General features: G+C 60.2%; 15 protein-coding genes. 8 read left to right on the forward strand and 7 right to left on the reverse strand.

Annotation, left to right across the window (positions count from 1 at the left end):
- Positions 1–33 precede the first annotated feature (33 nt).
- From uca to AFK65_RS10315, 5 genes are all read right to left on the reverse strand, one after another.
- Positions 34–3,642: an urea carboxylase gene (uca, locus tag AFK65_RS10290; protein ID WP_053531626.1), complete on the reverse strand. Its 3,609-nt coding sequence runs from the start codon at positions 3,640–3,642 to the stop codon at positions 34–36.
- A gap of 10 nt (positions 3,643–3,652) precedes the next feature.
- Positions 3,653–5,467, reverse strand: a complete 1,815-nt coding sequence (gene atzF / locus AFK65_RS10295; RefSeq protein WP_053531627.1) for an allophanate hydrolase — start codon at positions 5,465–5,467, stop codon at positions 3,653–3,655.
- A 732-nt stretch (positions 5,468–6,199) separates the two neighbouring features.
- The gene (locus AFK65_RS10305) at positions 6,200–7,303 is read right to left on the reverse strand and encodes a cobalamin-independent methionine synthase II family protein (protein ID WP_007697302.1); all 1,104 of its coding nucleotides are present in this window, start codon (positions 7,301–7,303) and stop codon (positions 6,200–6,202) included.
- Between the two features lie 210 nt (positions 7,304–7,513).
- Positions 7,514–8,287 carry an OBAP family protein gene (locus tag AFK65_RS10310; protein WP_032805364.1) on the reverse strand — a complete coding sequence of 258 codons (774 nt, stop codon included), beginning with the start codon at positions 8,285–8,287 and terminating at the stop codon, positions 7,514–7,516.
- Positions 8,288–8,400: 113 nt separating this feature from the next.
- Entirely contained in the window at positions 8,401–8,571 is a 171-nt protein-coding gene (locus AFK65_RS10315) for a con-10 family general stress protein (RefSeq protein WP_004386224.1), read from the reverse strand.
- A gap of 313 nt (positions 8,572–8,884) precedes the next feature.
- On the opposite strand from AFK65_RS10315, the gene AFK65_RS22120 reads away from it, so the two are divergent.
- From AFK65_RS22120 to mgtS, 4 genes are all read left to right on the forward strand, one after another.
- Positions 8,885–9,049 carry a hypothetical protein gene (locus AFK65_RS22120; protein ID WP_007671379.1) on the forward strand — a complete coding sequence of 55 codons (165 nt, stop codon included), beginning with the start codon at positions 8,885–8,887 and terminating at the stop codon, positions 9,047–9,049.
- 80 nt (positions 9,050–9,129) lie between these two features.
- Complete coding sequence (locus AFK65_RS10320; protein WP_053531628.1) at positions 9,130–10,041, forward strand: bestrophin family protein; 912 nt, start codon at positions 9,130–9,132, stop codon at positions 10,039–10,041.
- A gap of 164 nt (positions 10,042–10,205) precedes the next feature.
- Complete coding sequence (locus AFK65_RS10325; RefSeq protein ID WP_007697293.1) at positions 10,206–11,009, forward strand: MerR family transcriptional regulator; 804 nt, start codon at positions 10,206–10,208, stop codon at positions 11,007–11,009.
- A gap of 95 nt (positions 11,010–11,104) precedes the next feature.
- Entirely contained in the window at positions 11,105–11,200 is a 96-nt protein-coding gene (mgtS, locus tag AFK65_RS21825; protein ID WP_032982055.1) for a protein MgtS, read from the forward strand.
- Positions 11,201–11,334: 134 nt separating this feature from the next.
- Here mgtS and dcp read toward each other — a convergent pair whose 3' ends face one another.
- Positions 11,335–13,380, reverse strand: a complete 2,046-nt coding sequence (gene dcp / locus AFK65_RS10330) for a peptidyl-dipeptidase Dcp (RefSeq protein ID WP_053531629.1) — start codon at positions 13,378–13,380, stop codon at positions 11,335–11,337.
- A gap of 160 nt (positions 13,381–13,540) precedes the next feature.
- Here dcp and ydfG point away from each other — a divergent pair, with 160 nt between their 5' ends.
- From ydfG to ydfZ, 4 genes are all read left to right on the forward strand, one after another.
- Entirely contained in the window at positions 13,541–14,287 is a 747-nt protein-coding gene (ydfG, locus tag AFK65_RS10335; protein ID WP_007697283.1) for a bifunctional NADP-dependent 3-hydroxy acid dehydrogenase/3-hydroxypropionate dehydrogenase YdfG, read from the forward strand.
- 88 nt (positions 14,288–14,375) lie between these two features.
- Positions 14,376–15,062, forward strand: a complete 687-nt coding sequence (locus tag AFK65_RS10340; protein WP_007697280.1) for a GntR family transcriptional regulator — start codon at positions 14,376–14,378, stop codon at positions 15,060–15,062.
- A 39-nt stretch (positions 15,063–15,101) separates the two neighbouring features.
- Positions 15,102–15,995 carry a hypothetical protein gene (locus AFK65_RS10345; RefSeq protein WP_053531630.1) on the forward strand — a complete coding sequence of 298 codons (894 nt, stop codon included), beginning with the start codon at positions 15,102–15,104 and terminating at the stop codon, positions 15,993–15,995.
- Positions 15,996–16,119: 124 nt separating this feature from the next.
- The gene (gene ydfZ / locus AFK65_RS10350) at positions 16,120–16,323 is read left to right on the forward strand and encodes a putative selenium delivery protein YdfZ (RefSeq protein WP_007697274.1); all 204 of its coding nucleotides are present in this window, start codon (positions 16,120–16,122) and stop codon (positions 16,321–16,323) included.
- A 155-nt stretch (positions 16,324–16,478) separates the two neighbouring features.
- Here ydfZ and AFK65_RS10355 read toward each other — a convergent pair whose 3' ends face one another.
- Complete coding sequence (locus tag AFK65_RS10355) at positions 16,479–17,945, reverse strand: mannitol dehydrogenase family protein (protein WP_053531631.1); 1,467 nt, start codon at positions 17,943–17,945, stop codon at positions 16,479–16,481.
- Between the last annotated feature and the right edge of the window lie 149 nt (positions 17,946–18,094).

The following is an 18,094-nucleotide window of genomic DNA, read 5'->3' on the forward strand; positions in this document are numbered from 1 at the left end:
GCACCCGCCGCCTCGCACGACTCGTAAGCCAGGTCAACTCAGCCACAAAAGGGCATCGCCCGGCGCGACAGGCCGCCCCTGCTGGCAACGGATACGCGCCACCACGCCATCCACCGGCGCATGCACCATCAACTCCATCTTCATCGCCTCCACCACGAGCAACGGCTCGCCCTGCTTCACCCGCTGGCCCGGCTCGACCAGAATCTTCCAGATGTTGCCGTTGAGATCGGCGCTCACCAGCCGCCCGTCGCTTTCGGTCTCCTCTTCAGCCTCCATCGCGGGCGCGTCGGCCTCCGGCTCCTGGGTGTGCCAGTGCGCCACTTCGGCGCTGAACGCGGCCTGCTGACGCGCCCGGAACGCGGCGATATCCTGCTCGTTGTCCGCTAAAAAGGCGCGATACGCCGCAAAATCAAACTCGCTCTCTTCAATGCGGACAGACGCGCGGCCCTCGCGGAAGGCGTCGCGGAAATCGTTCAGCTCCGCTTCGCTCACCGGGTAGAAGCGCACCTGATCGAAGAACTTCAGCAGCCACGGCTCCTCGCCGAATTGCGGGTTTTTGAGGAATTTGTTCCAGATGGGCAGCGTGCGCCCCACCAGCTGGTAGCCGCCGGGCGAATCCATGCCGTAGATGCACATATACATCCCGCCGATGCCGACGGTGCCCTCGGCCGTCCAGGTGCGCGCGGGGTTATATTTCGAACTGAGCAGGCGATGGCGCGGATCGACCGGCACCGCGCACGGCGCGCCGAGATAGACATCCCCCAGCCCGAGGATCAGATAGCTCGCGTCAAACACGATCTTTTTCACTTCATCGCGGTGCGACAGCCCGTTCGCGCGGCAGATAAAATCGACGTTATTCGGCAGCCACGGCGCCTGGGCGCGCACGGTCTGCTGGTAACGCTCGACCGCCCCAAGCGTCGCGCTGTCTTCAAACGCCATCGGCAGCCAGACGACTCGCGAGGGGATCGTCAGCGATTCCACATCGCCGAGCTGTTTTTCAAGGTTCATCAGCAGGCTTAACAATTGCCGCTGCCCCAGGCGCTGGCTGTCGTAACGCACCTGCAACGACCGCACGCCGGGAGAGAGCTCCTCCACGCCCTCAACGCCGCTCTTGCGAATCGCTTTCATCAGCAGATGCACGCGCAGGCGCAGCGCCAGATCCAGCACGTTGTCGCCATATTCGATGAGAATGTAGCTGTCGCCCGCCTGCCGCCAGACCACGGCGGGCAGCCCGTTCTGCGCAGGCACTTCGGCGAGGATCGCCGCGCTCCCGGTCGTGCCGGGCAGCAGCGCCGGCGTCTCATCCGGGCGTGCGGTTACCGCGCGCAGATGGTTGCACGCCACTTCCTGCGCGAGCTCCAGCGACTGCGCATGTTCGATGCTAATCGGATGAAAACGGATGCGGTCGCCAGGCTTCGCCTGACCGACTTTCCACAGCTCCGCGCGGGCAATGGTGACCGGGCAGACAAAACCGCCGAGGCTCGGCCCGTCGCGGGTGAGGATCACCGGAAAATCGCCGGTAAAGTTAATCGCCCCGATGGCGTATTCGCAGTCATGGACGTTTGACGGATGTAGCCCCGCCTCGCCGCCGTCGGCGCGGCTCCACTCCGGCTTCGGGCCGACCAGCCGCACGCCGAGACGGTTGGAGTTGTAATGCACCTGCCATTCGGCGGCGAAGAAGGCGTCCATCGACGCGGGCGTGAAGAAATCGGGCGCGCCGTGCGGCCCGTAGAGCACGCCGATATCCCAGACCTCGCCATAGCGCGGGACCAGCCCCGGCTCCGGTGACTGGGGCGCCGAGATGGGCGCAGGCGTGGTGCAGGCGGCGAGCGCCGGTCGCGATATCGCCAGCACGTCGCCGGGGCGCAGCGTGCGGCCCGCATGGCCGCCGAACTGCCCGAGCGCGAAGGTGGAACGGCTGCCGAGATATTGCGGCACGTCGATGCCGTTACGCACCGCCAGATAACCGCGACAGCCTGTGCGGGCGCGGCCCAGCGTCAGCGTCTGTCCGGCGCGGGCGGTGACCGGCTGCCAGCAGGCGACCGGCTCGCCATCCAGTGTCGCCTCGCAGTCCGCGCCGGTGAGCGCGAAGATGGCGTCGCTGTGAAAGCGCAGCGTCGGCCCCTGAAGCGTGAATTCAAGTCCGGCGGCCTCCGGCGCGTTACCCACGATACGGTTGGCCAGCCGGAAAGCGTAATCGTCCATCGGCCCGGACGGCGGCACGCCGATATCCCAGTAGCCCAGACGCCCCGGATAATCCTGCACGCTGCTCCAGGTACCCGGCTCCAGCACTTCGATGACGTGCGCGCGGTAGCTCACCTCATCCAGCAGACGCGTCCACATGGTGGCGTTTTCAAACGCCTCCAGCCGGATAATCTGACGCAGATAATCCAGGTTAGTGGCGATGCCGTGCAGGCGCGTGGCGTCGAGCGCCTGGCGCAGTTTCGAAAGCGCCTGCGGGCGGTCGTCGCCGTGAACAATGATTTTGGCGATCATCGGATCGTAAAACGCGCTGACCTCCGCGCCGGTGCTGACCCAGCCATCCACCCGCACGCCGTCGGGAAAATGCACGTCGGTAAGCTGCCCCGGCGACGGCTGGAAGTTTTTCAGCGGATCTTCGGCATAGAGACGCACTTCTATTGACGCGCCCTGGGGAGCTTTTGCGAGACGCGCCCTGTCCAGCGGCTCGCCCGCCGCCACATCGATCATGCACTCGATAAGATCGAGCCCCGTCACGGCCTCGGTTACCGGGTGCTCCACCTGAAGGCGGGTGTTCACCTCCAGAAACCAGAAGCGATCGCTCCCGGCGTCGTAGATAAACTCCACGGTGCCTGCGCTTCGATAATTGACCGATTCGCCAAGCGCCACCGCGGCGGCGTGCAGCGCTTCGCGAGTCGCCTGCGGCAGCCCCGGCGCGGGCGTCTCTTCCACTACTTTCTGATTACGGCGCTGGAGCGAACAGTCGCGCTCGCCGAGCGCCGCCACGTAGCCCTTGCCATCGCCCAGGATCTGCACTTCCAGGTGACGCGCGCGGCTGATGAATTTCTCGATAAACACGCCATCATCGCTGAAAAACTGCAGGCCCAGGCGTCTGACGCTCTCCCAGGCCTGCGCCAGCGAAGGCGCGTCGTCGCAGCGCGTCAGTCCGATGCCGCCGCCGCCCGCCGTGGTTTTCAGCATCACCGGGTAGCCAATCTCTTCGGCCGCCTGGGTTGCCTCCTCAAGCGAGCGCAGCAGCCCGCTGCCCGGCGTCATCGGTACGCCCGCCTCTGCCGCGAGCGCGCGGGCGCGGTGTTTCAGGCCGAAGTCGCCAATCTGCTGCGGCGTCGGGCCGATGAATACCAGGCCCGCGGCTTCGCACGCCGCCGCGAATTCGGCGCGCTCGGAAAGAAAGCCGTAGCCGGGGAAAATCGCCTGCGCCCCGCTCGCTTTCGCCGCCGCGAGAATTTTGTCGACATTAAGGTAGGTATCGCGCGCCGCGTCGCCGTCGAGCGCGATGGCGATATCGGCGTCGAGCACATGCTGCGCGTTACGATCCGGCGCTGAGTAGACCGCGACGCTGGCGATGCCCATTTTCTTGAGGGTACGAATGGCGCGACAGGCGATCTCGCCGCGGTTGGCGATAAGCACTTTACTGAACATGATTTTCTCCTCAGGCGCTCTGGTGACGGGCAAGCCAGGCTTTCCAGCCGCCCCATTCCGTGATGTCAGTGGCGCTCTGTAGCGCCTGCGGTTCGCAGATAAAGCCTTTTACGGCGCGGCCGTCGGCAAGCGTCAGCGTGCCGATACCGAGCGGCGCCGGGATCTCCGCGACAAATTCGCCAAACCGCGCGAGCGGGATATCCCACAGCTCCACCGCGATGGGCTGTCCGCTGTCTGCCCGCGCAAGCCCCGGCTTCGGCGGCGTGGCGTTGGCGAGCGCATAAAGGCGATAGTCCGCCGCCGTGGCGGTCTCTTCGATAAACACCGCGTCGCGGGTGGTGAGCTGATGGTTGAGCGGCATGCCGCGCAGGTGCGCGCCGACAACCGCGAGGCGCACATGGTGCGGCGATAGCGCAAACGGTTCGGCCGCGGGCAGCGCTTTATTCGTTGCGCCGAGCGGCAGCGGCACCGCCTGCTGCCAGAGCGCGCCGAAGTGCGCCAGCGCCGCGTCATGCCAGGCGGGCGCGATGAGCGTAATGCCGGCCGGCAGACCGTCGTCACGGAAATCGCCGGGCAGCGCCAGCGCGCAGAGATCGGCCAGGTTAGTGAAATTGGTGTAGTAGCCGAAGTGCGAGTTGTAGCGCACCGGCTCCGCTTTCATTTCATCGAGCGTATGAATGGTGGGCGATGTGGGCACCACCAGCGCATCCACGGTCTCCAGCACCTGCGCAATCTCGCGGGCGAGCGCGGCGCGGGTATATTCCGCCTGCCAGGCGTCGCAGGCCGTGTATTTCAGGCCGCCCTCAACGATGCCGCGCACGGTCGGATCCATCACCTCCGGCGGCTCATTGAGCATCTCGCCTACCGCGACGGTGCGCTCGGCGACCCAGGCGCCCTGATAGAGCTGCTCCGCAAGCTGGCGAAACGGCGTGAAATCGACAGGCACCAGCGTCGCGCCGAGCGCTTCCAGGCGCGTCAGGGTCTGGCGGTACGCCGTCTCACTGTGGGTATCGCCATAAAATTCGGGCGCATCGGGCACCGCAAAGCGGGGTTGTGCGGGCAGACGCGCGGGCGCGGTGCGCGGATTAGCGCGCGAGTACGCATCCGCGGCGTCATAACCCCCTGCGAGGCTCGCCACCTGAAAGGCATCGGCGGCGCTTAGCGCGAAAACGGAAACGCAGTCGTTCAGACGGCAGGCGGGCACCACGCCGCGGTTTGACAGCCAGCCTTTGGTGGGCTTGAGGCCAACGATGTTATTGAAACCGGCCGGGACGCGCCCGGAGCCTGCGGTGTCGGTGCCGAGCGCGAAAGCGACCAGGCCGCGCGCCACCGTGGACGCCGAGCCGGCGCTGGAGCCGCCGCTGACATACGCCGGGTTAAAGGTGTTCGGCACCGCGCCGTAGGGCGAGCGGGTGCCGACCAGCCCGGTCGCGAACTGATCGAGATTGGTTTTGCCAAGCACAATGGCCCCTGCGGCTTTGAGTTTCGCCACAACGGCGGCGTCCTGTTGCGGGGTATACGCAAACGCCGGACAGGCGGCGGTGGTGGGCAAACCGGCGACGTCGATATTGTCTTTCACCGCGAACGGCACGCCGAAGAGCGGAAAATCCGCGAGGCTTTTGCCCGCGTTGATGGCCGCCAGCAATGGCGCAATCTGGGCTTCCAGATGCGACGGGCTGGCGCGGGTGATCCATGCCGGATCGTTATTCTCTCCATCGGTAAAAGCCGCGGAATAAATTTCCGTAATGCGCGTCGGATCGTCCTGATATTCCCTGCGCCACTCAGCAAGCGTCAGAGGCGTAAACAGCGGTGAACTCTGTGACATAACTGGCATCCCATCTGGTATACAAGATGGGAGTTATTTAGCAAAGGGAGTGCCAGTTTTATAAATTCATTAATTTTCAGTTAATTACAAATTAAACCCAAAATAAGCCTGTGCATAAAATAAAAAAATTATCCTTTCAGATAATAACCAGGCCCGTTATGGTGCAGCGATGCGACATAAATGTGCAATGCGCGGAAAAAATAAATAAAGATGATGATTAACGGGAACAGGAATAAATTTTTGCGATGGTTTCAGTGGGCGGGTTTTAATGGTGTGGCGGGCATGGTGGGTGCGCTGCGCTTACCCACCCTACGATGAGGGTGGCGTTTTGTAGTTTTGTAGGGCGGGTAAGCAAAGCGCACCCGCCAGCCATTTTTTTATATCAGGTCAGTGAATTCGTTCCGTTCGCCAGAACGTTACCTTTATATGGACGCTCACCTCACGCGAACGTGCAAAGGGGGCTCGCCGCCGCCCCCTTTGCAATCCCGGCTCCCGGCGGAAAATCGCCCCTGCGGGGAAGCCTCGCCTTATTCCCTCCGGCTGCGGGTCGGGCAAGACAATACCTCCCTGTATTGTCATGCCCTCGCACCGGGTCCCTCCGGTGCGCCCCGGCCTGCGGCGAAACGGCGAGGCCGATTTTTTTGAGCCGGAGCAAAACCATCAACATCAGCGTCAGCGTCATATTTCTGTAGGGCGGGTAAGCATCGCGCACCCGCCGTTCAAAAACGCGCCTTACCACACGTCGCTGGCGACACTTGTCACCAGACGCACTTTTTCCCACTGCTCGGCTGGCGTAATGCTGTTGCCCTCTTCCGTCGAGGCGAAACCGCACTGCGGGCTTAAACAAATCTGGCTGATATCGACATATTTCGCCGCCTCTTCCAGACGCGCTTTAATCAGCTCCGGGTTCTCCAGCTCGCCGTTTTTGGTGGTGATAAGCCCCAGCACCACCTGTTGTTTGCCCGGACGGATAAAGCGCAGCGGCGCGAAATCGCCGGAACGGTCGTTATCATATTCCAGGAAAAATGCATCGATATTCACGGTGCCAAACAACACTTCGGCCACCGGCTCGTAGCCGCCTTCGGCTATCCAGCTGGAGCGGAAATTCCCGCGGCAGACGTGCAGACCGATGGTTAAATCGTCCGGCTTGCCTTCCAGCGCCTGGTTCAGCACACGGGCATAAATGCGCGCCAGTTCGTCCGGATCGTCGCCGCGCTCGCGGATTTGACGACGCTGATCGTCCGAGCACAGATACGCCCAGACGGTGTCATCCAGTTGCAGGTAGCGGCAGCCCGCGTCGTAAAAGGCGCGAATGGCGTCGCGCCAGGTGGTGGCGAGATCGTCGAAGTAGTCTTTCAGATCCGGGTAAACGTTACGGTCAATGGCGGCCGCGCCGCCGCGGAAATGCAGTACGCTCGGGCTTGGAATGGTCATTTTCGGCTCGGCGTTGCCGCTCACGCTTTTCAGGAAGCGGAAATCTTCCAGCATCGGGTGGTCGCCAAACGCCACTTTACCGGTCACGCGCACGCTCTGCGCTTTGGTCTGGATGCCGTTGAACTGAATGCCCTGATTCACTTCCACCAGCTCCACGCCCTGCAGCGCGCCAAAGAAATCGAGATGCCACCAGGCGCGGCGGAATTCGCCGTCGGTCACCACATGCAGGCCGCAGGCGCACTGCTGCTCGACAGCATGGCGAATGGCGTCATCTTCAACTTTGCGCAGGTGCGCGGCGTCTATCTCCCCTGCCGCAAACTGCTGGCGGGCCTGCTTAATGGCATCCGGGCGTAAAAAGCTGCCGACGATATCGGCGCGAAACGGGGCGTGTTGACGCTGCATGGTGTTCTCCTCGTAGCCTGTCGCGATGGTCACGTCAGGTGATAGTTCAAAACTTGAATATTTGGCCGTCTGGATGGCTATATGTCCAGAGAGTCGCATGCCGACCGTCCTCTGGCAAACGAGGAAATTTCATGGGTGTTGAAAATATTTCATGCAGCAGATAAAAGAATCCCCACCGGAGTGGGGAAAACGAAAGGCACAAACAAGGGATTAGTTTTTATCGGAGGCGGCGTTGCTGTCCACGACGCCGGGAATAGCTTTAATCTCACCGTTGAACTTCCCTTTCAGGGCGTCGACGCCGCTCTGCGGCTTCGCGAGTTTTTCCAGATCGGCGCGCGAGCGGCGGATCTCTTCAGTATTCACGCCCAGCTTTTTATCACGTTCGGACACCAGTTCCGGCTTCGCCTCGCCGTCGCGGTTGAATGACCAGGCGAGCATCGGCGGGCCGAGCGGCAACGCGTCGCCTTTATCGCCCGGTCCGCCGGTGTGCCAGACGTGCCAGGTTTTGCCATAACTGTTCATTTTATCCTGCATCAGACGGTGCTCTACCGGCGCCGGAATACCCGGCGCGATAAGCTGGCCGCTAAGAATTTCACCGTTGTGCGGATGCCAGTACTGTTTTTCCTGCGCTGGTAGTTCATTAAAGAGTTTTTCAGAGATGATATATTCTACGCCATTCATCCTGGCGTCTTTGGAATTACCATCAAATAAGACGCACTGGGCGAAATCCTGATTCACCTGATGGCAATAGTGATGCGCTTCCATCTGTTTTTCGGGGATCTCTTTCATTGGGTGAAAGCCGACCAGATAGATATCAAATCCTTTTAACGGGGCGTTGCTTTGCAATACCGCCGAGCCGGTTTCGAGTAAATTCGTCGTCGTGCTTTTATCCGCGCCCGGCGGCGTATCTTTTTCTGCCTGCGCTAAAAAGGCGACGGAAAGAAGCGGCAGCAGCGTTATTTTTAATGCGCGTTGTAATTTCATAAGGTAATTAAACAAATAAGAGGTATTTACGCCATGCGCGAAACGACCTCCGGTATGAGCATTAACCCATACCGGAGGGACGTTATATCGGGCGCATGCGGCCCGCAGGTCCGTCAGGAAGACGAACGGCTGCTGCTTTTGCCGCCTTTGCGGCCAGCTTCTGCTGCGCGCTCGCGGTCATTTTTAAAATTCCCGCCGCTGTTCTGACCGCCTTTACGACCGGCTTCAGAAGCGCGTTCACGATCTTCAGCAAAATTACCTGAACCACCACGATGTTGAGCCATAATATTCTCCTCGGATAAGCAGAGATAATTTAAACCGCGTCCTCACAATGCGAACGCAGAAGTAACTATAGGCAGGCATTCCCGTTTCGCAAGTTACATAAGCCGCAATCATCTATCTAACCGTTACGTCCTGCATGATATATCCCGCGTTACGCCTTTATCTGCTGAATGGCAAAGGAAATTCTCCCCCAGCGCCTTCGCTTAATAAGAAAATTCCCAAAAGAAAGGGTTAATTATTTCAGCGCCGCTGACAGGGCTATTCTTTATCTGCGAAGTGTCGTTCGTTGATTTAATTTCCGCCGAGGAGTGATTAATGAAACAGAAATGGTACTGCTGCCCCACCATGAAGTTAAAAGACCGGTTTATGGTGCTGATTATGGGACAGGATGTGTTTCTGCTGTTCCGCAAAGGCGGTTCGCTGAGAAAGTCCCGCGACTGGCTGGCGCGTGAGAAGGCGAATTTTATTCCTTTAGGGTAAGACGCTGCGTTTTTCTGGTTGCAGACAAAAGCGCTATCTCGTTTAATATGTAGCGCTTTTGTTAACCCCCTGTGAGTATCATGATTGTTCGTCCCCCTCAGCACTGGTTTGCCCGGCTCTTCGTCTGGCATGGCTCCGTATTAGCCAAAATCTCCACGCGTCTACTCCTTAATTTCCTGCTGTCAGTGACGGTAATTTTCTTCTTACCGTGGTATGAGGCGCTCGGAATAAAACTCACCACCGCGCCATTCAGTATTCTCGGCGTGGCGATTGCGATTTTTCTCGGCTTCCGTAATAGCACCTGTTTCGCCCGATTTAATGAGGCGCGCCAGATTTGGGGGCAGTTGGTTATCCACTGTCGTTCGCTGCTGCGCACCGCCCGCACGCTGATGCCGGATAATGCCCAGGAGCTGCATCACCTGGTCAACCTGGAAGTGGCGTTCTGCCACTGCCTGCGCCTGACGCTGCGCCGCAAAAAACTCGATAACGTGCTTGACCGTTATCTCACCCGCGCTGAAATGGCGCGCGTGATGCACAGCAATTCCCCCTGCAATACGATTTTACTGATTATGGGCGAATGGCTCGCCGCGCGGCGCAACGGCCTCTCCGATATTCTGTTCCAGACGCTCGATGCGCATATTAACCAGCTTGCCGCGGTTCTGGCGGGCTGCGAGCGCATCGCTAATACGCCGCCGCCTTTCGCGTATTCGCTGATGCTGCACCGCACGGTCTATTGCTTCTGTATTATGCTGCCCTTCGCGCTGGTGACCGATCTGCATTTTATGACGCCATTTGTGTCAGTATTTATTTCGTACACCTTTATCGCGCTGGATACGCTGGCGGAAGAACTCGAAGATCCGTTCGGCACCGAGGATAACGATCTGCCCCTGGACGCGCTTTGTAATAATATTGAAATAGATTTACGTGAAATGAACGACGAGCCGCAGAAACCGGTGAAATTATTGCCGAACCGGCATTATCAGCTCACCTAATGCATATTCATATTCACCACGAATAATGAATAATGCGCAGTTAATGATTAGCAGGGTGTACGAAGTGTGTTAGCGTAGACCCTGTTCTCTTCTTCCTTTTCGTTTCTCATTAAAGGGCCATTCTTCTCCTGTTTTGTATTGCAGCCTGGCATTAAGGAATCGCCATGTCTCATTTCACGATCGAAATGCTCTCCGATCAGTGCGGAGTCAGCATGCCTAATTTACGCGCGTGGCAGCGGTCAGGATTACTGCAGCCCGTGCGCGACGACAGCGGCAGACGCTATTTTGACTACAGCCATCTGATGCGCATTCACGCCATCCTGAAATGGCTCGATCGCGGCCTGCCGCTGGATGAAGTCGCCCGCATTCTGAAGGGTGAACAGACGACCCGGGTCAGCCAGTGGGAAGTGTGGCAGGAGCAACTGCTCGCCACGCTTGAGAAACCGAGCCTCGAAAAGGGCCGTGCGCAGCTGCTTAAAATGGGCCGCGAACTGCCCGCCGCGATGCTGCTGGATAAGGTCGTGCTGCCCCTGCGTCTGTGGCTGAGCCACGGCCACGCCAGCGCGCAACTGACACGCCGCGCGCGCTTCGACACGCTGATTATTGAGTACGCCACCTTTTTGATGCAGACGCTGCGCAAGCGTCCGGCCTCCGGGCTGGTGGTTATGGCGATGAACAGCCACGATCCGCTAAACGTCTGGCTGGAAGCGATCCGCTTCTCCGGCGAAGGGTTTCGTATCGATGTTCTGCAACAGCCCGTACCGCTGCCCGATCTCACGCAGTTCGCCGCCGATCACTATCTGGTGTACAGCGATGTGCCGCTCACGCCCGCCCAGCTCACGCTCTGGCAGCAGTGGCAGCTTGACGGTATGCCGCTGTTCAGCGCCGGACCCGGTTTCGCAACGCCGCCTGAGCTACCTGACGCCGCCAACCTTCCCGACGAGCCGCTCTGCGAAAAAGCACGGTAAGCGCCGCTGTCGCCAAACTATTATCCCGCTGTCGTCTTAACGTCACACGTTCAGGGCTTTGTAAAAGGAGGGTGTGACTAAAGGCGGGAGTGGCGATGCCGGGTGCCGCGGATCTGTTTATCTGTATGCCGGGAATTGTATTACTGGTGGGGTTTCTTGCCGCGTATTGCAGCAACAAATGGGATGACTGAGCGTAAGGCAAAAAAATACCGCCAGTATCGACTGACGGTAAGGCTTGCATGGATTGTTATTGTCCTGCGCTCAACATCACGCTTATTCCCGCATCATGCCATGCGCAGGTTCAACGCCACCTAAACGTGGGGTTTTATTCCGTTAAGCCACGGTTTTCCAGCATCGGCTCGATGCGCGGGGCATGACCTCGCCACGCGAGCCACAACCCTTCCAGATCGCTGCTGTTGCCGCGGGACAGAATCGCCTCGCGAAAGCGCGCGCCGTTTTGCGCCGTTAACCCGCCCTGCTCCACAAACCACTGATAGCCGTCGTCCGCCAGCATCTGCGTCCAGAGATAGGCGTAATAACCCGCCGCATAACCGCCGCCAAAGATGTGGGCGAAATAGCTGCTTCGATAGCGCGGCGGCACGGCCCGCAGCGCTATCTGCTCTTGCGAAAGCGCCGCGGCCTCAAACGCGGACACGTCCTCGGGTGTGGATTGCGGCGTCAGGCTGTGCCAGTGCTGATCGAGCAGCGCCGCGGCTAACAGCTCGGTCATGTCATAGCCTTTGTTAAAGCGCGCCGCGCGGAAGAGTTTTTCGCGAAGCGCGTCCGGCATCGGCTCGCCGGTCTGATAATGGCGCGCAAAGTTCGCGAAAACGTCCGGGTGGCTCGCCCAGTGTTCGTTGATTTGCGACGGGAACTCCACGAAATCCCGCGGCGTGCTGGTGCCGGAGAGCGTCGCGTAGCGCTGGCTGGCGAAAAGACCGTGCAGCGTATGGCCAAATTCGTGGAACAGCGTGATAACGTCATCCCAGGAGATGAGCGCAGGCTGACCGGCGGCGGGCTTGAGGTAGTTGCAGACGTTGTAGATAACCGGCCTGTGGCCAGTCAGCGTGGACTGATCAACAAAATTCCCCATCCAGGCGCCGCCGCTTTTGCTGTCGCGGGCGAAGAAATCGCCGTAAAACAGCGCGAGCCCGCTGCCGTCTTTATCGAAAATCTCCCAGACGCGGACATCCGGGTGGTAGACCGGAATGTCGGTACGTTCCTGGAAACGAAGCCCGAACAGCGTGCTGGCGGCGTAAAAAACGCCGTGGATGAGCACATTGTCGAGTTCGAAATACGGTTTGATCTGCGCGTCGTCGAGCGCGTATTTCTCGCGCCGCACCTGTTCGGCATAAAACGCCCAGTCCCAGGCTTCGGCCTGAAAACCGCCGTTCTGGCGGTCAATCACCTGCTGAATATCCGCAAGCTCCCGGTTGGCGCGCGCGGTCGCCGCCGGCACGATATCGCGCATGAAGCGCAGCGCCGCCTCCGGCGTTTTGGCCATTTGATCGGCGATAGTCCAGGAGGCGAAATCCTTAAAGCCGAGCAGCGCCGCCTGCTGCGCGCGCAGCTGCGCCAGACGCAACACCAGCGCGCGGGTATCGTTGGCGTCGCCTTTTTCGGTACGGTGCCAGCCCGCCTTAAAGAGCGCCTCGCGCGTCTCGCGCCTCTCCAGCGCCTGTAGCGCAGGCTGCTGGGTGGTATTAAGCAGCGCAATCAACCAACGTCCTTCCAGCCCTTTTTCACTGGCGGCCTGCGCGGCGGCGGCGATCTCGGCCTCGCTTAGCCCCGCCAGCGCCTCGTGTGATGACACCAGCAGCCCGCCCGCTTTATCCGCCGCCAGCAGGCGCTGGTTAAACTGGCTGGTGAGCTGCGCGGCTTCGCGGTTAAGCGCTTTAAGCTGCGCTTTTTGCTCCGCGCCGAGCGTCGCGCCCGCCAGCATAAACTGCTGCCAGACGACCTCCACCAGCCGCCGCGATTCCTCATCCAGCCCCAGCGCGTCGCGCTGTTCATACACGGTGTTGAGCCGCGCGAATAAGGTTTCATTAAAGTGAATGTCATCGGCCAGCGCCGCAAGCTCGGTGGAAAATTCTTCATCCAGCGTTTGCAGATAATCATTGGTGTGCGCTGAGGTCATCGCGAAAAAAACGTGGGTGACGCGCGTCAGCATCGCCCCACTGCGCTCCAGCGCCAGATACGTATTTTCAAACGTCGGCGCGGCGGGATCGGCGGCGATGCCCTCTACCTCGGCGCGCTTCTGACGCACCGCCTCATCAAAGGCCGGGCGATAGTCGTTGTCCGTTATCGCGTCGAACGGCGGCGCCTCGTAAGGCAGCGTACTGGCTGAAGAAAAAGGGGTGGTTACCGGCATGAGGATCTCCCGCAAAAGCGTGATGGTAAAAACACAGCTTATGCAGCCTCGCCATAAACGGCAATGCTTTAACGCCCCCAGGCATCAGGAAGTGATATTCCACAGGGCGCGTCGGGCGTGCTAAGGTAACAGCTCTGAAAAAGCCTTGAGGAACAGCGAGATGATTATTCTGGTTACCGGTGCGACGGCAGGGTTTGGCGAAGCCATTACCCGTCGCTTTGTGAAGAACGGTCATAAAGTCATCGCGACAGGCCGCCGCCAGGCGCGCCTCGACGCGCTAAAGGATGAGCTTGGCGAGAGCGTGCTGACGCTGCAACTGGACGTGCGCAACCGCGCGGCGATCGAAGAAGCCATCAGCAGCCTGCCGCTGGAATGGCGCGATATCGACGTGCTGGTCAACAACGCCGGGCTGGCGCTGGGGCTGGAGCCCGCGCATAAAGCGAGCGTCGAAGACTGGGAAAACATGATTGACACTAACAATAAAGGCCTGGTCTATATGACCCGCGCGGTGCTGCCGGGCATGGTTGAGCGTAACCGCGGCCACGTCATTAACATCGGCTCCACGGCGGGCAGCTGGCCTTACGCGGGCGGCAACGTGTACGGCGCGACCAAAGCGTTTGTGCGCCAGTTCAGCCTGAACCTGCGCACCGATCTGCACGGCACCGCGGTCCGCGTGACGGATATCGAGCCGGGCCTGGTGGGCGGCACCGAATTCTCTAACGTGCGTTTTAAAGGGGACGACGATAAAGCCGGTAAAACCTACGAGAATACCACCGCGCTCTCGCCGGACGATGTGACCGAAGCGGTCTGGTGGGTGGCGACGCTCCCGCCGCATGTGAATATCAACACCGTCGAGATGATGCCGGTCAGCCAGAGCTTCGCCGGGCTCAGCGTGCACCGCCAGTAATGCTCCTCTGCCCGTACCCCGTCCACGCTGGGCGGGGTGGGCAATTAATGTTAAATTGCCGCAGTTACCCGCAAATAAAGACAAAAGAATGGCCGCTGAAACTCCGCTCAACCCGACCCAGCCGGTGAGCCAACAGATTTACCGCATCCTGCGCCGCGATATCGTGCATTGTCTGATCCCGCCAGGCACGCCGCTCTCTGAAAAGGAAGTCTCGGTGCGCTTTGACGTGTCGCGCCAGCCGGTGCGTGAGGCGTTTATCAAGCTTGCCGAAAACGGGTTGATTCAGATCCGCCCGCAGCGCGGCAGTTTTGTGAATAAGATTTCGCTGCGCCAGGTGCGCAACGGCTGTTTTGTGCGCCAGGCCATTGAGCGGGCCGTGGTGCAACGGGCGGCGGGCATGGTGACCGACGCGGATCTCTATCAGCTTGAGCAAAACCTTAATCAGCAGCGCACGGCCATCGACCGCAAGCAGCTGAGCGATTTTTTTCAGCTTGACGACGAATTTCACCACCGCCTGACGCAGGTCGCCGACTGCCAGCTCGCCTGGGACACCGTGGAAAACATCAAAGCGACCATCGACCGGGTGCGTTATATGAGCCTCGATCACGTCTCCCCGCCGGAAATGCTGCTGCGCCAGCATAACGATATCTTTCACGCGCTGGAGCGCCGCGACCCGCAGGCCGCCGATGAAACCATGCGCCTGCACTTGCAGGAGATCAGCGAATCGGTATTGCTGATCCGTCAGGAAAACCGCGACTGGTTCACCGAAGAGTAACCGCGCGACGTTGTTAACCGACTCAGGGATGGATATGTAATGCGCGCACTATTGCTCATGGGCTGCACCCTTTTCTCTTCACCGCTGCTGGCCGATTGTCTCCAGAGCGAGGCGAACGCCACGGCCGCCGCGGATTTTACGTGGTCGGCGAGTACCGTCACCGCCACGCCGCGCGCGCATTTTTATTCCGCGCCCTCGCCGGAATGCCGCCTTGACGCGTTTCTGTTGCCGGGCGACGCCGTGCAGGTGTTTCGTCTTTCCCAAAGCGACAGCCAGAACGCGGATGATAAGGCGCGCCCGTTCGCCTGGGTGAGCTATCGCGACAGTAAAGGCCGCGTGGCGACCGGCTGGGTAGAAACCGCGGCGCTTAACGCGCAGCAGGATACCCTTAAGCCGGAAGGCGTCTGCGCCGCTCGCCTGCGGGAACTGGACGGTGTACAGGATACCCCGGAGACCGCGAACCGCTACGAAGTCACTGGCAGCGGACGACATTTCTTTTACACGGCCCCCGACGCGCAGTGCCGCAGTCAGCAGGTGTTTCTGGTGGCGGGCGATACGGTGAGCGTGAACCGCACGCTGCGCGGGTTCAGCGAGGCGACGTGGTACGGCAAGGACGGGCATATTGTGAAAGGCTGGCTGGCATCGGCGGCCCTGCACGCCACCGACGCGGGCGAGACATGGCGCGAGGATATCAGCGCCAGCCCGCTGGCCCGCGTGACCCGCACCGTCTCGTTGCAGCTCAACCCCAACGGCCAGTGTATTTTCTATGAGAACGCGCAGGACGGCGGTATTTACCGTTTGCTGGTGCGTGAAAATCATACCCGTGAAGGCTGCCGCGGTGCTGCCGCCCCTGAAGTCGCGCCGGTGGTGGCGAACATCGATATTGATATCGCCAGCGGAAAGATCGTGCGTGACGCGCCCGCAGGCGAGTAGTCGCGGGCAGTGACATTCATCACACAAATGCCTCGTTTTTGATCGAGATTAACGTTTTTCAGGTCGTGATTTTTAAAATGGGGCTCGTCTGGATCATTCCCAACTATTCAGAGGAGATAACACCATGATGACCTACGATCGCAACCGTAATTCCATTACCACCGGCAGCCGCGTGATGATCAGCACCACCGGGCAGACCGGCGTGATTAAAGCGATTCACGGCGACGGCATGACGCCGGAGCAGATCCGCCGTGGCCGCACCGTTGAGGTGGAAGGTTGCGAAGGGAAATTCGAGCCGATCGAGTTAATTCGTCTGGGTATGCATTAATATTTGTCGGGCGGGTGTTGTTGAACGGCGGGTGCAAGGCTGGTGAACGGCGGGTGCGCTCCGCTTACCCGCCCTACTCATAATAAACGCGATGGGTTTTCGTAGGGTGGGTAAGCGCAGCGCACCCACCACTACCCACCACCTTTAATAACCCGTCAACACCCCGCTTTCACATACCGCGCCACCGTTGCTCTGGCGCCGTTCTCACACAAAAGCTTATACGCCTCCGTCACCTGCGCCACAAATTCTGTCCGCGTCGCCAGGTCCTCGCCAAAAATCTCGCGAATGTTCAGCAGCGCTTTCACCCGCGCGTCGCCCTCTTCGCTCGCGCGTACCGCCGTCTGAATAACATTCAGCAGCGGATCGCAGACTTCAATCGCATCGCCCTGCTCATCGACGCCGCTCACGTAGCGCATCCAGCCCGCCACGCCGAGCGTCAGCAGCGGCGCCGCGCTGCCGTGCGCCTGATGCCAGCGCAGAGAGTCAAGCCAGCGCTGCGGCAGTTTCTGGCTGCCGTCCATCGCGATCTGCCAGGTGCGGTGCCGCAGCGCCGGATTGCTGTAGCGCTCAATCAGCAGATCCGCGTAACGCGCCAGATCAACGCCCTGCACGCGGAGCGTCGGGGCCTGCTCGTTAAGCATCAGCGCATGCGCGGCATGGCGGTAGTTCGCATCGTCCATGCAGTCGTTGATGTGCTGATACCCCGCCAGATAGCCGAGATACGCCAGGAACGAGTGGCTGCCGTTAAGCATACGCAGCTTCATCTCCTCGAACGGCACCACATCGCGTACCAGCTGCGCCCCCGCCTTTTCCCACGCCGGGCGGCCCGCCACAAAATTATCTTCAATCACCCACTGGCGGAACGGCTCGCAGGCCACACCCGCCGGGTCGCGCACGCCGGTCAGCTGTTCGATTTTATCGAGCGTTTCCGGCGTCACCGCTGGCACAATCCGGTCCACCATTGTGGACGGGAACGTCACGTTCTCCTCGATCCACGCCGCCAGACTGGCGTCCACGGCGCGGGCGAAGGCCATCACGACGTTGCGGGCCACATGCCCGTTTTCCGGCATATTGTCGCAGGACATCACGCTGAACCCCGCAAGCCCGGCGGCTTTGCGGCGCGCCAGCGCCTCCACAATCACCCCAACGGCGGATGACGGCGTCTCAGGGCGCGCGAGATCGGCGGCGATAAGCGGATGATCCAGCATCAGCTCGCCTGTCGCGGGCGAATGGCAGTAGCCTTTTTCAGTAATGGTGAGCGAGACAATCGCCACCTGCGGCTCACACAGCGCGGCGAAGACGGCTTCCAGGCCATCCACCTGCGCATGGAGCGCGTGTTTCACCACGCCCACCACGCGGGCGCGCCAGGCGTCGGCGGACATCTCCGCCACGGTGTAGAGATTATCCTGACGGCGGATATCGGCGATCTGCTGCTCGCCGCCAATCAGGTTAATTTCACAGTAACCCCAGTCGCTGCCGTGTTCGGCGGCAAGAATATCGGCATAAACCCCCTGGTGCGCGCGGTGAAACGCGCCAAAACCAAGATGCACAATGCGGGCGACCAGCGCGTCGCGGTGATAGGCAGGGAGAATGGCGTTGGCGTGAAGCAGCGTATTTTCCATGGTCGTGACTCGTTTGATAAATAAAGAAATTTGTATAAAGCCTACGCTCCACAGCGGTACGCTTTATGATTTACGACAGTTTTTGGTGACTACATTAACTAGAATGGTAGTAAAGCGTGATTTTCATCACGCTTTACATTTTAGGGAAA

The organism is Cronobacter universalis NCTC 9529, assembly GCF_001277175.1.
GTDB classification, from domain to species: Bacteria; Pseudomonadota; Gammaproteobacteria; order Enterobacterales; family Enterobacteriaceae; genus Cronobacter; species Cronobacter universalis.

Bases quoted from the DNA above. Each gene is read 5' to 3' on its own strand.
- AFK65_RS10315 (WP_004386224.1), bottom strand. From the start codon at position 8,571: ATGGCTCAACATCGTGGTGGTTCAGGTAATTTTGCTGAAGATCGTGAA.
- mgtS (WP_032982055.1), top strand. From the start codon at position 11,105: ATGCCGGGTGCCGCGGATCTGTTTATCTGTATGCCGGGAATTGTATTA.
- AFK65_RS22120 (WP_007671379.1), top strand. From the start codon at position 8,885: ATGAAACAGAAATGGTACTGCTGCCCCACCATGAAGTTAAAAGACCGG.
- atzF (WP_053531627.1), bottom strand. From the start codon at position 5,467: ATGTCACAGAGTTCACCGCTGTTTACGCCTCTGACGCTTGCTGAGTGG.
- ydfG (WP_007697283.1), top strand. From the start codon at position 13,541: ATGATTATTCTGGTTACCGGTGCGACGGCAGGGTTTGGCGAAGCCATT.
- AFK65_RS10325 (WP_007697293.1), top strand. From the start codon at position 10,206: ATGTCTCATTTCACGATCGAAATGCTCTCCGATCAGTGCGGAGTCAGC.
- AFK65_RS10305 (WP_007697302.1), bottom strand. From the start codon at position 7,303: ATGCAGCGTCAACACGCCCCGTTTCGCGCCGATATCGTCGGCAGCTTT.
- AFK65_RS10345 (WP_053531630.1), top strand. From the start codon at position 15,102: ATGCGCGCACTATTGCTCATGGGCTGCACCCTTTTCTCTTCACCGCTG.
- dcp (WP_053531629.1), bottom strand. From the start codon at position 13,380: ATGCCGGTAACCACCCCTTTTTCTTCAGCCAGTACGCTGCCTTACGAG.
- AFK65_RS10310 (WP_032805364.1), bottom strand. From the start codon at position 8,287: ATGAAATTACAACGCGCATTAAAAATAACGCTGCTGCCGCTTCTTTCC.
- AFK65_RS10320 (WP_053531628.1), top strand. From the start codon at position 9,130: ATGATTGTTCGTCCCCCTCAGCACTGGTTTGCCCGGCTCTTCGTCTGG.
- AFK65_RS10340 (WP_007697280.1), top strand. From the start codon at position 14,376: ATGGCCGCTGAAACTCCGCTCAACCCGACCCAGCCGGTGAGCCAACAG.
- ydfZ (WP_007697274.1), top strand. From the start codon at position 16,120: ATGATGACCTACGATCGCAACCGTAATTCCATTACCACCGGCAGCCGC.
- AFK65_RS10355 (WP_053531631.1), bottom strand. From the start codon at position 17,945: ATGGAAAATACGCTGCTTCACGCCAACGCCATTCTCCCTGCCTATCAC.
- uca (WP_053531626.1), bottom strand. From the start codon at position 3,642: ATGTTCAGTAAAGTGCTTATCGCCAACCGCGGCGAGATCGCCTGTCGC.